At 71.6% G+C, this 12,253-nt stretch carries 13 protein-coding genes; 9 read left to right on the top strand and 4 right to left on the bottom strand.

The window, feature by feature from the left end:
- The first annotated feature begins 28 nt into the window (after positions 1-28).
- On the top strand, positions 29-214 hold the full coding sequence (locus tag E6W39_RS41950; protein ID WP_228718324.1) for a hypothetical protein: 186 nt from the start codon (positions 29-31) through the stop codon (positions 212-214).
- Here E6W39_RS41950 and E6W39_RS23770 read toward each other — a convergent pair.
- Together E6W39_RS23770 and E6W39_RS23765 are read right to left on the bottom strand one after the other, a co-directional pair.
- On the bottom strand, positions 198-1,160 hold the full coding sequence (locus E6W39_RS23770) for an MmcQ/YjbR family DNA-binding protein (RefSeq protein ID WP_141635248.1): 963 nt from the start codon (positions 1,158-1,160) through the stop codon (positions 198-200). The genes E6W39_RS41950 and E6W39_RS23770 overlap by 17 nt on opposite strands.
- Before the next feature lie 61 nt (positions 1,161-1,221).
- Entirely contained in the window at positions 1,222-2,793 is a 1,572-nt protein-coding gene (locus E6W39_RS23765; RefSeq protein ID WP_141635247.1) for a protein kinase domain-containing protein, read from the bottom strand.
- A 193-nt stretch (positions 2,794-2,986) separates the two neighbouring features.
- Here E6W39_RS23765 and E6W39_RS23760 point away from each other — a divergent pair, with 193 nt between their 5' ends.
- Together E6W39_RS23760 and E6W39_RS23755 are read left to right on the top strand one after the other, a co-directional pair.
- Positions 2,987-3,802 (top strand): ABC transporter ATP-binding protein, encoded by an 816-nt coding sequence (locus E6W39_RS23760; protein ID WP_141635246.1) that lies wholly within the window; start codon positions 2,987-2,989, stop codon positions 3,800-3,802.
- 82 nt (positions 3,803-3,884) lie between these two features.
- Entirely contained in the window at positions 3,885-4,490 is a 606-nt protein-coding gene (locus tag E6W39_RS23755) for an HAD family hydrolase (protein WP_141635245.1), read from the top strand.
- 61 nt (positions 4,491-4,551) lie between these two features.
- Here E6W39_RS23755 and E6W39_RS23750 read toward each other — a convergent pair whose 3' ends face one another.
- Together E6W39_RS23750 and E6W39_RS23745 are read right to left on the bottom strand one after the other, a co-directional pair.
- Positions 4,552-6,114: a hypothetical protein gene (locus E6W39_RS23750; RefSeq protein ID WP_141635244.1), complete on the bottom strand. Its 1,563-nt coding sequence runs from the start codon at positions 6,112-6,114 to the stop codon at positions 4,552-4,554.
- A gap of 130 nt (positions 6,115-6,244) precedes the next feature.
- Positions 6,245-6,598, bottom strand: coding sequence for a DUF3224 domain-containing protein (locus E6W39_RS23745; protein ID WP_323809075.1), 354 nt, complete (start codon positions 6,596-6,598; stop codon positions 6,245-6,247).
- Positions 6,599-7,006: 408 nt separating this feature from the next.
- Here E6W39_RS23745 and E6W39_RS23740 point away from each other — a divergent pair, with 408 nt between their 5' ends.
- The 6 genes from E6W39_RS23740 (at position 7,007) to E6W39_RS23715 (ending at position 12,151) form a co-directional block, all read left to right on the top strand.
- Positions 7,007-7,951 (top strand): MFS transporter, encoded by a 945-nt coding sequence (locus tag E6W39_RS23740; protein ID WP_323809074.1) that lies wholly within the window; start codon positions 7,007-7,009, stop codon positions 7,949-7,951.
- 69 nt (positions 7,952-8,020) lie between these two features.
- A complete protein-coding gene (locus E6W39_RS23735; RefSeq protein ID WP_181799417.1) occupies positions 8,021-8,605 on the top strand; it encodes a cysteine hydrolase family protein in 585 nt (194 codons plus the stop codon).
- Entirely contained in the window at positions 8,602-9,507 is a 906-nt protein-coding gene (locus E6W39_RS23730; protein ID WP_141635243.1) for a GlxA family transcriptional regulator, read from the top strand. The genes E6W39_RS23735 and E6W39_RS23730 overlap by 4 nt, the downstream gene beginning before the upstream one ends.
- A gap of 86 nt (positions 9,508-9,593) precedes the next feature.
- Entirely contained in the window at positions 9,594-9,806 is a 213-nt protein-coding gene (locus E6W39_RS23725; RefSeq protein WP_141635242.1) for a hypothetical protein, read from the top strand.
- Between the two features lie 237 nt (positions 9,807-10,043).
- Positions 10,044-10,397 (top strand): type VII secretion target, encoded by a 354-nt coding sequence (locus tag E6W39_RS23720; RefSeq protein WP_141635241.1) that lies wholly within the window; start codon positions 10,044-10,046, stop codon positions 10,395-10,397.
- Positions 10,397-12,151 carry an alpha/beta hydrolase gene (locus tag E6W39_RS23715; protein ID WP_141635240.1) on the top strand — a complete coding sequence of 585 codons (1,755 nt, stop codon included), beginning with the start codon at positions 10,397-10,399 and terminating at the stop codon, positions 12,149-12,151. Before E6W39_RS23720 ends, E6W39_RS23715 begins: the two co-directional genes overlap by 1 nt.
- The last annotated feature ends 102 nt before the right edge of the window (positions 12,152-12,253 follow it).

Here is a 12,253-nt window from a genome sequence, read left to right as displayed (position 1 = left end):
GGCGCCCCGTTGACCGGAGGACAGCACCATGGCCCGCATCTCCCTCACCCCGCCGCGCACCCTGCTGGTCCGGATCGGCGACTGGTACTCGCGCCGCACCCACGGCAGTGCGGCTGCCGCCGGGGCCGCGGTGACCGTCAGCACGCCGCAGTCACCGTCAGCCCGCCCCGGTGACCGTCAGCGTGCCGCAGTCGCGGTCACCCCGCCGCGGTGATCGTCACGTACAGGTAGTCGTCCAGCACCTTGGCCAGCGGCACCGAGCCGCGCCCCAGCTCGGCCGGCAGCCGCTGCTCGGTCAGCCCGGACTCGGCCAGCACCGCCCCGGCCCAGGCGCGCCCGCAGCGCAGATGGCGGGCGAACGCGGCGCCGTCCCGGGCGCCGTGCAGCCGCTTGGCGATCGCCGCGTCCCAGGGCATCACGGCGGTCGGGCGCAGGGCGTACAGCGCCTTGGCGGCGGCGGTCGGGCCCAGGGTGCGGGTCGGGCCGACCGGCAGCGCCTGCAGCTCGGCGTAGGCGTCGGCCAGCCGGTCGATCTGCTGGTCCGTCAGCTTCAGCAGGCTGACCGCCGGCAGGGCGGCGGCGTGCCGCTGCCACCACCCGGCCAGGCCGTCCGCCATCAGGTCCGGCTCCCCGGGGCGCGGGTAGCGGATCCGGCAGCCCCAGGAGTTGAGCCAGCGGTGCAGCGCCGCGCGGTGCGCCGGGTCGGCCAGATCGGCGGCCGGCGCGGTCTCGGCGGCCCAGCGCTCCCAGCCCGTGTCCACCGCGCCGTAGCCGGCGAAAACCTCGGCGGCCGCCCGCAGTTCGGCCAGGGTGGGCCCGACCGGCATGAGGACCGAGGCGGCCAGCTTCTTGGGCACCGCCATCCGCCAGGCCTCCTCGACGATCTCGGTGAGCTCGGCCTCGTCGAACGCCGCCAGGCGCAGCCGCAGCCAGTTGTAGCGCTCGTCGGACGGCACGGGCGGCAGGTACCGGTCCGGCTCTGCGGCCAGCAGCGCCGCCCGCTCCTCGCGCGGGAACGCGAAGCCGAGGGTCGTCTCGTCCGGCGAGAGCGCCAGGTAGACGATCCGGCCGACCCGGAACTTCACCCGGTCACGGATCAGGTGCTCCTCGGTCCTCGGCAGCCGCAGTGCCGCCGCTCTGACCTGTTCGACCGTGGCCACCCCGTACCCCCCGTCGTCCTGCCGATGAGGGCATGGTGCCACAGGTCGAGGTGGTGCTGCGTCAGTTGTCCCCGTTGTCATCCGCGTTGGCGGTCGCGCCGCCACCGCTGCTGAGGGAGCCGATGATCGCGGTGAGCTGGCGCTGCCAGCCGGCGGCGGTCTGGGCGTCGATGGTGTGCTTCTTGCTCAGGTCGTGGACCTGGCGCTGCGCCGCCTTCAGGGCCAGGTCCGCCTGGGCGGGCTGCTGGGCGTTCAGCGCGGCGGTCGCGGTGTCCAGGGTCTTGATCAGCGCGGTCTGGCGGTCCTTCGGCTGCATCGGGGTGGCCGCGACGTCGGTGCGCAGTCCGGCGATGGCGGCGATCGGGGTGCCCGGGGTCTGGCGGGGTGCGCTCGTTGACGGCGGGGCAGCCTGGGCCGAGGCGCCGGTGGTCGGGGCGGTGGCCGGCTGGGTCGCCGCCGGGCTCGCGACCGGCGAGTGCGCGGCGGCCGACGGGTTGCTCGACGAGGACGGGTTCACCAGGGCCAGCACGCCCAGCAGTGCCACCACCGACACGCCCGCGCCGCCGAGCACCAGCGCGATGGTGCGGCGGGACCGGGGCGCCGGTGCGGGCTCGGGGGACTGCCCCGGGAGCGCGTCCATCAGCGAGGTGGCGGCCGGGACGGCTCCGAAGCCCCCCGTGCCGCCGCCGAAGCCCCCGGCGCCGTTTCCGAAGCCGGCCGCGCCGCTCCCGGACCCCATCGGGAGCACTTGGGTCCGGTCGCCGTCCGGCGCGGCCGTCGCCAGCAGCTCGGCGGTGCGGTCCACCGCACCGGCCACCGGCACCGCGGCCAGCAGTTCGGCCCGGGCGGCGGCCGCCGTGGCCGGCCGCTCCTCGGGCCGCTTGGCGAGCAGCCGGGTCACCACGATGTCCAGCGCCGGCGGCACCTCGGGACGGTGCAGGCTGACCGGCGCGGCCTCCTCGGTGACCTGCTTGAAGGCGATCGCCACCGGCGTCTCTGCGGTGAACGGCGGCTCGCCGGTGAGCAGCTCGGTGAGCACGCAGCCCAGCGCGTAGAGGTCCGCCCGGCCGTCCACCTCGCCGGCGGTGGCCTGCTCCGGCGAGAGGTAGGCGGCGGTGCCGAGCACGGTGGCGGTCTGGGTCAGCTGCTGGCCGGAGTCGGAGGCCCGGGCGATGCCGAAGTCCACCACCTTGACGCCGCCGTCGTCGGTGAGCATCACATTGCCGGGCTTGATGTCCCGGTGCACCAGGCCGGCCGTGTGCGCGACCTCCAGCGCCTCGCAGACCGCCGCCGCGATGCCGACCGCCCGCTCCACCGGCAGCGGCCCGGCCTCGGCCAGCACCGAGCTCAGCGAGCGGCCCCGGATCAGCTCCATCACGATGTACGGGGAGCCCTCGTCCATCCCGGAGTCGAAGACCATGGCGATCCGCGGGTGCACCAGCATCGCGGCATGCTGCGCCTCCCGCTGGAACCGCTCGGCGAACCGCGGGTCCTCGGCCAGCCCGCCGTTGAGTATCTTGACGGCGACGGGGCGGCCCAGCACCCGGTCCACGCCGTGGTACACCGTGGCCATGCCGCCGACCCCGAGGGTGCCGACCAGTTCATAGCGGCCGTTCAGCGCTCGTCCGATCACCTGGTCCAGCTCCTCGTAGTCCGTGCTGCCGGCCGTTGGACCGACCTGGGCTTCTGCGAAGAGTAGCGGCGGACTCCGTGTCGAGCGCAGTCCACCCTGTGGAACGGCGACGGTACGGGGGCGAACCCTTTGTTAGCGTGCCCGGGCTGCCCGCTCTCGGCATTCCCCTGGACTCCCGTCGGAGGCGCGCCCGATGACCGCTGTCGAACCCGTTCTGCAGGCCGAGGCCGTCGACGTGGTCCGGGACGGCCGCCACCTGCTGCGGGACATCTCGCTGACCATCGCGCCCGGCGAGCACTGGGCGGTCCTCGGGGCCAACGGCGCGGGCAAGAGCACCCTGCTGGCCCTGCTCGGCGCCGTCTCGCACCCCACCCGGGGCACCGTGAAGGTGCTGGGCAGGCAGCTCGGCCGGGTCGACATCCGCGAACTCCGCGCCCACCTGGGCCATGTGAACCCGCGTCACCCCCTGCGCTCGCCGCTGACGGTCCGCGAGGTGGTGCTCACCGGGCTGACCAACAGCATCGAGCCCGATCGCTTCCACCCGCCGTCCCCCGAGCAACGGGCGCAGGCCGACTCCCTCATCCACACCCTGGGGATGACCCGCCGCGCCGACGCCCCCTGGACCACCCTGTCCCAGGGTGAACGCGGCCGCACCCTGATCGCCCGCGCCCTGATGCCGCAACCGCGCCTGCTGCTCCTCGACGAGCCCGCCACCGGCCTCGACCTGACGGCTCGCGAGCAACTCCTCACCAGCCTCGACGACTTGCGCCGCCTCCACCCCTCCCTCTCCAGCGTCCTGGTCACCCACCACCTGGAAGAGCTCCCCACCACCACCTCCCACGCCCTCCTCCTGCGCGACGGCGCCTGCGTGGCCAGCGGTCCCGCGCCCGACGTGGTGACCACCGACCTGATCAGCGCCTGCTTCGACCACCCGGTCCGGATCACCCGCGAGGAGGGCCGCTGGGCAGCCCGGGCGGCGGCGCGCCCGGTGGCGTCCGGGGTGCGCTGAGGCCGCCCGCGCTTGACCTTCACCCAACGGGAACCCCCAGCGTGGAGCGCAGTTGCCCACTGCATCCACGAAGGGAACCCGTATGAACCTGCCCTGCCTGATCGTTGACATCGGCGGCGTCCTGGAGCTCACCCCCCACACCGGCTGGCCCGGGCGGTGGGAGCGGCGGCTGGGGCTGCCGGAAGGGGCGATCGAGGAGCGGATGGCCGATGTCTGGGCGGCCGGGATGATCGGCGAGATCGACGAGCCCGGGGTGTCAGCCCAGCTCACCGCGCGGCTCGGGCTCGACGGCGAGCAGCTCACCGCGTTGCTGGACGACCTGTGGGCGGACTACCTGGGCAGCGCCAACCAGGAGATGATCGACTACTTGGCGGGCCTGCGGTCCCGCTGCCGCATCGCGGTCCTGAGCAACAGCTTCGTCGGCGCCAGGGAGCGCGAGCAGGCCGCCTACGGGTTCGCGGGCCTGGCCGAGCGCCTCGTCTACTCGCACGAGATCGGCGTGCAGAAGCCCGACCCGCGCGCCTTCGCGGCCGCCCTCGGCGCGCTGGACGCCACCCCGGCCGAGTGCCTCTTCATCGACGACCACGCCCCCAACATCGAGGGCGCCCGAGCGGTCGGCCTGCACGCGCATCTCTTCACCGGCAACGCCGACGCGATCGCCCGGATCGAACGCCACCTGGGCGGCTGACAGCCCGAGCGCCGGCTCGGCTGAGCGGCGAAAGCCGGCGCCGTCACTGCCGTCACTGCCGTCACTCAGGCACGGCGCTGCGGAACTCCGCGAGCCGGCGCTGCACCGCCTCGGCGTTCTCGTCGAGCCAACTCAGCAGCGCCGGCTCATCGGGGGCTTTGAGCGGCGGCCGGGCCATGTGACGCTCGATGTGCAGGCCGATCAACCGCACCAGCTCCGGATCCTCGAAATAGCCGGTGTGCACCAGCGCGCCGTCCGGACGCGGCCGTTGCCGACTGGCCGCCGCCTGCGGCAGCGAGATGCCGTCAAGCGCGGCCTGGGCGAGGATCTCCCGGATGGCTGGGGCGAGTTGGGCCGCCCTGGCATTGGCGTGCGCGGTCAGCCGGAAGGCGAGCGTCTCGGGCAGCCCCGGCGGTAGGTCGTCCAGTGGCAGCGGCCACGGGGAGGCGTACACCAGGCTGGTGTGCGGCAGGTCGTTGCCCTGGACGGTGTGCAGCAGCAGCCGGGAGATCGCGCCCGAAATGCGCGGGCCGATCCAGCGGTTGAAGACGGCGCGCAGGGGGCCCAGGGTGCGGGTGAGCTTCCAGAGCGACGCGTGGGGAACCATGCCGGTGTTCGATATCGGATCGGCGATCCGGACCGGGACGCGCGGTATCGGCGTCCCCGTGCCTTCCGGGGCCGCCCAGGGCTCGCGGTCGGCTGCCGGATGCCAGAGCCACCGGTAGTCCGGGCGCCGTGGGGCGGCCACGCCCCGCAGCATTCCGATGGCCTCGTCGTCGGGTGCCCAGAGGCCGAGCCAGCGGTCCGCGAAGCGCTCGAAGACTGTTCGCGAGGTCCGCGCCCGGTGGGTGAGTGCGTCGGCGAACAGGAGCCGGTTGACCGGGCCGAACAGGACCGCTGTCAGCACCAGGGCGGCGCCCCAGGCCAGCCCCATCAGCCCGAACGGGACCGCGACGTCGAACAGTTCGAGAATCGCCCCGATGGTCAGGGCGGGCAGGCCGAGCAGCGCGCCCACCATGACAACCAGGGCCGGAACATAGATTGACAAGCTCACCATGTTTCGCACGAAGCCGACGTCGTGCCCTTTGAGGGTGAAGCGCCGGCTGCGCCAGCCGCTGGTGAGCCAGGTCGTTCTGGGCAGGAAGTGCAGGAACGGCGTCCCCACCGTGGTCACACTGCGCAGCCCGGGCAGCTGCGCCCACTCCACCCAGTGTTTGGACTTCAGCGAGGCCGGAGCGATCCCCAGCGAGCCTCTCAAGGATGAAGGCACCTCCTTGGTCTCGGAGAGGAGTTGCGCCGAGACCAACGCCTCCCAGATCACCGAGCCGCCGTGACTGTGCCCGACCAGGTGGTACGACCGCCCCCGCTCCTCCAGCCACAGCAGCACGGCGAGCAGATCGGCACTCCCCCGCAACCGCTCCGACTGCGCATTGGCGCCGGTCCAATGGAAGAGCCCGGTCTCCTCGTCCGGCAGCACCGCCCCCGGGGGCAGCACCTCGGTCAGGGCCTCCCAGGTGGTGCTGCCCCGCTGCCACCAGCGCGGACCCTCATCGCGCCTGTCCTTGTCGCCCGCAAAGGTCCCGTGGACCAGGATCACCAGCTCATCCGACTGTGCGTCAATCACATCCCACACCTTGGCGCAAACCGCCGAATCTCCACCACCCATTCGCCTTCAAGGCACTCACCACTTCTGACGCTCGATCAATCGATCGTGTACTCCAGCCAGATCCGGTGCGTCCCGTCCGCCTCCAGGGTCAGCCCGCCCGTGCCCGTGATGCCCGCCAGCCCCCCGAGCCGCTGCCCGGCACGACGGCGAAGAACTCGTTGCTCCGGTCGGTGCCCGACGTACTTGCCGAGTGCACGAAGTTGAACGCGCCCCGGTGCCCGTTCAGCTCCCCCTCGAAGGACTCCATCGCCAGGTACGTCCCCGTGCCGGTCGCCTGGTCGAAGGCCGCCGTGAACAGCGTCGCCGACCGCCCGGCGACCTCCCCCTCGAACCGCTTCTCCATCCGCGACACCCCGACGGGCACATTGGTGGCGATGGCCGGCTCGGGCGCGAGATCGGTCGGCACGAAGGACAGGACGCTGAAGGTACCGGTGGCTCTCATGGGAATGACGGTACGGGCCGGGTCTGACAATGGGTCAGCAGGCGCCCTCGACCAGCGCCCTTGACCTCAAGTGCGCTTGAGCGACCAATCTGACCGGATGACCATCCCACCGGCACTCCGTCTCCTCCCGCGCGCCTATCAGCCGCTCCTCACCCACCCCCGGTTCCGCCGACTGATGCCGGCCCTGGCCGCCTCCGACCTGGGCGACGGGATGAGCATGGTCGCCGTGGCCTGGCTGGCCGTACGGATCGCACCGCCCGGACGGGCCGGGCTGGTCGTCGGGGCCGCGATCGCCGCGTACGCGCTGCCCGGAGCGCTCGGGGCGCTGGCCTTCGGGCGCTGGGCGCACCGGCTGCCGGCCCGGCGGCTGCTCGCGGTGGACAGCGTGCTGCGCGCGGTGCTCCTCGGGTGCGTGCCACTGGCCTGGGCGGCGGGGGTGCTGCGTCCGGCGCTGTACGTCGCGCTGCTGGCCGGGTCGTCGCTGCTGCATGCCTGGGGAACGCGGGCAAATATGCGCTGCTTGCCCAACTGCTGTCGGCTGAGCAGCGGTTGGCCGCGAACGCGCTGGTGAGTTCAAGCGGTTCGGCGTCCGTGATCGTCGGCCCCGCGCTCGCCGGGCTGCTGGCGACGGCCGTCGGCCCGGCCTGGGTCGTGGGGCTCGACGCCGTCTCGTTCGCCGTACTGGCCGTCCAGGTCGGCCGGCTGGGCGGCGGCACGGCCGAGCCGGTCACCCCGACACGGTCACTGGCCGGCCTGCGCTTCCTGCGCGGGCGGCCGGAGTTGCTCGGGATCCTCGTGCTGACCTGGTGCTTCAACTTCCTCTACGGCCCGGTGGAAGTGGCCCTCCCGCTCCACGTCACCGACGACCTGCACGCCGGAACCCGCCTGCTCGGGCTCTACTGGACGCTCTTCGGTGCCGGCGCCGTCCTCGGCGGCCTGACCGTCGGCACTCTGCGCAAACTCCCGCTCTGGCCAGTCACCTTGGGCATCGTCGCCGGCTGGGGCCTCATGCTGCTCCCCTTCGGCCTGCGGGCACCGGCACCCGTCACCCTGACCTGCTTCGCCCTCGGCGGGCTGATCTACGGCCCGTTCACCGCCCTGTCCTTCACCCTTTTCCAAAACCGCACCCCAGCCGAGCAGTTGACCACCGTACTGGCCGCCCGCAGCGCCGCCATGCTCACCTCCGCCCCGCTCGGCACCGCCTTCGGCGGCCCCCTCACCACCGCCTTCGGCCCCCGGCAGGTGCTGGGCGCCTCGGGGCTCGCCACCATCGCGCTCGCCGTCGCCACCCTGGGGCTGCGACGGCTGCGGTGGCCGCGGAGCGCGGTCCGCCGCCGGAGTGGGATCGCCTGACCGGATCGTTCCGCACCGGGACACGATCAGGTCTTCAGCGGCGGGGCGCCCGGCGGCCAGGATGGACACATGAACAGCGCACTCATCGTGATCGACGTCCAGGAGTCCTTCCGCCAGCGCCCCGACTGGGCCGCCGTCTCCAACCCCGATATCGTCGCCCAGGTGAACCGCCTGGTGGAGGCCGCGAGGGCCAAGGGCGACCTCGTCGTCTGGGTGATGCACGCCGAGCCGGACACCGGCACGGTGTTCGACCCGGCGCTCGGCCACGTCCGCCCGATCGAGGGCCTGGTCCCGGCCGACCGCGAGCCGATCATCACCAAGAGCTCGCACAACGCCTTCACCACCACCAACCTGCAGCAGCTCCTCACCCAGCGCGGCATCAACCACCTCCTGATCAGCGGCATCCGCACCGAGCAGTGCTGCGAGACGACCGCGCGGGTCGCGTTCGACCTCGGCTACGACGTCACCTTCGTCACCGACGCGACCGCGACCAACCCCATCCCGCACCGGGACGCGCCGGCCGACCGCACCATGGACGAGATCCTCGCCGACCCGCGCACCCTCACCACGGACGAGATCATCGCCCGCACCGAGTACGCGCTCGCGGGCCGCTTCGCCACCATCGCCACCGTCAAGGAGCTGACCGGATCGTGACGCGCGTCGTCTTCCTGCTCGTCCCGCAGCTGCACCTGCTGGACCTGGCCGGGCCCGCCCAGGTGTTCTCGACGGCGGCCGACCTCGGCCACGGGTACGAGATCGGCTACGTGGCCGAGCAGGAGGACGTCCCATCGGCCCAGGGCGTCACGCTGCGGGCCGACACCAGCTGGCCGGCCCTCACCGCCGACGACCTGGTCGTGGTCCCCGGCTGGCGCTCGCCCACCCTGGGCGGCAGCGGCGCCCTCACCCCGGACACGCTGCAGCGGCTGGCCGCCCACCACGCGGCGGGCGGCACCGTCGCCAGCGTCTGCTCCGGTGCGGACGCGCTCGGGCGGGCCGGGCTGCTGGACGGCCGCCGCTGCACCACCCACCACGAAGTGCAGGACGAGCTCGCCGCGCGCTATCCGCGGGCGAGCGTCGTCCCCGACGTGCTGTACGTGGTGGACGACCGCGTCGTCACCTCCGCCGGCATCGCCAGCGGCATCGACCTCGCGCTGCACCTCGTGGCGGTCCGGCACGGGCCGTCGGCCGCCGCCCGGATCGCCCGCTCCATGGTGGTCTACGCCCGCCGCAACGGCGACGAGCGGCAGGCCAGCGCCATGCTCCGCCACCGGGCCCATCTCGTCGACGCGGTTCACCGGGTCCAGGATCTGATCGACACCCGCTTCACCAACAAGCTGAGCCTGTCCGACCTGTCCACCGCCGCCGGAGTCAGCGAACGGACCCTCACCCGCCGCTTCACCGCGGCCACCGGCCTGACCCCACTGCGCTACCAGCAGGAGCTGCGCCTCGAACGCGCCGAGCACCTCATCTCGCACGGCGCGACCAGCGAATCGGCGGCGCTTGCGGTCGGGTTCCAGGACGCCCGGATGCTGCGCCGCCTGCGCGCACGGGCGTAGGGCACGAGCGGCTGCGCGTCGAGGAAGGCAGGGCGGTCAGCCGGTTCACCCCGTTCACCGCGGTCGGCCTCCACAACCCGCACCCCGTGCCGATCGCCCTGCGCGTCGTCCACCTGGTCTACGACACCCCGGCCCCCGGCGCCTCGCAGCAGGTCGTCCACCGCACCCCCATCGGCGGCCTGGTCCGGCTGCCGGCCGGGGACCGGGTGGTGGTTCCGGTGGACAAGGCGGTGGCCGCCGAGATCCGCACAAAGGGCTCCGGACGGGCCGTCAGCTTGAAGACCTACTCGGCCCGGTAGCGCCTGCCGGATCAAGTGGCATGACAGTTGGCCTACTTGATTCGGACAGCCAGGCCCATGCAGGTGACTGTTGCCCGCCACCGAGTCGAACGGGGCTGGACGCTGAACCGAGGATCCGGAGTGCCTGACCGCCAGCCCACCGCCATAGGCGAATAAGATTTTCATCATTACAGTAAGATCGACATTCGATGCTGTGAGTGATGCCCGGGCCAAAGTCGCAAACTCCAAGGGGGGACCATGGTTAGCGCGAGCGCTGGCGGAGGCGGGACAACGTTCGCTGTCGACCCGAGTGATCTGGATGCGGCGGCGAAGGTCGCCCACGACACCGGCGCAGCGATACCGAACGAGTTGAAGACCATCCAGCAGCCGTCCGATGATGCCGTCGGAGGCCTACTCGGCTGGCAGACCGCCGGCTCACTGAGCAGTTGCACATCCGCCTGGGAGGACTGCCTGCGCGCCTTGGGCACCGAAGTCGACGGCGTCGGCGACAAGTTGACCAAGACAGCAGCCTCGTACCGCAACACGGACACAAACGCGGCGAATGCGTTCCCCGGCCCCGCCGGGGCCCCGTACCCCTCGGCAGGTAACTGATGGTCAGCCTTGCTGAACTGCGTGAAGCCGATCTCGGCCCGCTGGACTCGGTCGCCGCGGCCTACGACAAGCTCGCTGCAGCATTCCAGGGTCATGTCGACCAGCTGAACTCCCAGGTTGTCAAGCACATCTTCGACAACCGGTGGATCGGCACAGCCGCCGGCGCGGCCAACACCTCGTTGCAGAACACCAGCAACCGGCTCGACGCGGCACACACCGAGATGTCGGCGATGGGTGCCCTGCTGCGCGAGGCAGCCGACAGCTTCCGGCTGGCCCAGTCCAAACTCCAGGAAGCCCTGCAGGACGCGCAGAACGGGGGCTTCACCGTGGCGAACGACGGGACGGTCACCTGGCCTCCGCCAGCCGCAGCCGAACGGAAGGACCCGGACTACAACACGCCGCAGCAAGGCAAGGACATCGCCAACCGGATCAGCGACGCCGTCACCGAGGCGACGACCGCTGACGCGCGGATCGCCAAGCTGCTCGACGACCTGACCCAGCGGGCCCGTACCGGCACCGGCCTCGACACCACCCAGGCCCAGAAGGACCTGGGCACGGTCACCCAGGCGGGGACGGACCTGCTCTCGGCTGGGTTCCCGGGGAAGGACTCGAAGCCCGCCGATGTCCTCACCTGGTGGAACCGACTCACGCCGGACGAGCAGCAGCGCCTGATCAAGACCCACCCGGATCTCATAGGCAACCGCGACGGGATACCGTCGCTCGCCCGGGACCAGGCGAACCGGATCAACCTGACCAACCTGATCAACCAGTACCAGCAGAAGCAGCCCCTGTCGGCCGACGACAAGGTCAAGCTCGATGGCTTCAACGCGATTCAGGCGAAGTTGGACCAGAACGCGGGTAAGCAGCCACCGGCCCTCCTCATCGGTGTCGGTGACCAAGGCCAGGGACGCGGCATCCTCTCCTACGGCAACCCGGATACCGCCCAGAATGTCAGCGCCTACGTGCCCGGGCTCGGTACGACGCTCTCGTCGGTAGGCGGCAAAGACGCCGACCGTGCCTACAACGTCTGGCTGTCCGCGACGAAGGCGGACCCGAACGCCACGACTGCATCCATGGTCTGGCTCGGCTACGATCCGCCACCCGGCCTGGACAAGCTGGCAGACGGGGACACCCGACCGGCGGAAGTGTTGTCATCCGACCGGGCCCAAAGTGGCGCTGTGTCCTACGACCAGTTCCTCAACGGGCTTCGCGCGACCCATGAGGGTGCGCCGGCGCACCTCACTGCGCTCGGCCACAGCTACGGTTCCACCACAGTGGGCCTGGCTGCACAGCAACCTGGCGGAACTGGGGCGGACGACATCATCCTGGTCGGCAGCCCTGGTACCGGAGCGGACAAGGCATCCCAACTCAACGTCGACCCGAGCCACGTCTGGGTCGGCGCCGCCCAGAACGATCCGGTGACGCACCTGCCCTCGAAAACCGAAACCGGCGTCGACGGCGCCGTCGCGGTCGCTCTCCCGCCGCTCGCACCAGCCCTCGTACCCGGCACCGACTGGCTCTACAATCAGGCAGATCCTCACCAGTTGTGGTTTGGCACCGATCCAGCCAGTGCGCAATTCGGTGCCCAGCGGTTCGATGTGGCAGATGGCCTCCCATTGTCGTTCGACTCGCATTCCAACTACATGACCAATCCGAATTCGCCTGCCGACGCTGCCACCAAGGACTCGATCGACAACATCGGCCAAATCGTGGCGGGCCAGTACAACAACGTAAACCGAGAGGCCGGGCGATGATCCACACGAGCCGATTCGCGCGCACGCTCGGCATCACGGCCACCGTGCTCGCTATGGCTCTGGGCGCCGCCTCCTGCTCTTCCTCCATCACCGGGACACACC

Origin of the sequence: Kitasatospora acidiphila (genome assembly GCF_006636205.1) — a bacterium.
In the GTDB taxonomy this organism is placed as follows: domain Bacteria; phylum Actinomycetota; class Actinomycetes; order Streptomycetales; family Streptomycetaceae; genus Kitasatospora; species Kitasatospora acidiphila.
Note: the sequence above shows the minus strand (reverse complement) of the source record. Positions and strands in the feature narration are given on the sequence as shown.

What these genes read in the sequence shown, in the direction of transcription:
- E6W39_RS41950 (WP_228718324.1), top strand. Translation starts at nt 29, where the DNA reads ATGGCCCGCATCTCCCTCACCCCGCCGCGCACCCTGCTGGTCCGGATC.
- E6W39_RS23760 (WP_141635246.1), top strand. Translation starts at nt 2,987, where the DNA reads ATGACCGCTGTCGAACCCGTTCTGCAGGCCGAGGCCGTCGACGTGGTC.
- E6W39_RS23755 (WP_141635245.1), top strand. Translation starts at nt 3,885, where the DNA reads ATGAACCTGCCCTGCCTGATCGTTGACATCGGCGGCGTCCTGGAGCTC.
- E6W39_RS23745 (WP_323809075.1), bottom strand. Translation starts at nt 6,598, where the DNA reads ATGAGAGCCACCGGTACCTTCAGCGTCCTGTCCTTCGTGCCGACCGAT.
- E6W39_RS23735 (WP_181799417.1), top strand. Translation starts at nt 8,021, where the DNA reads ATGAACAGCGCACTCATCGTGATCGACGTCCAGGAGTCCTTCCGCCAG.
- E6W39_RS23720 (WP_141635241.1), top strand. Translation starts at nt 10,044, where the DNA reads ATGGTTAGCGCGAGCGCTGGCGGAGGCGGGACAACGTTCGCTGTCGAC.
- E6W39_RS23715 (WP_141635240.1), top strand. Translation starts at nt 10,397, where the DNA reads ATGGTCAGCCTTGCTGAACTGCGTGAAGCCGATCTCGGCCCGCTGGAC.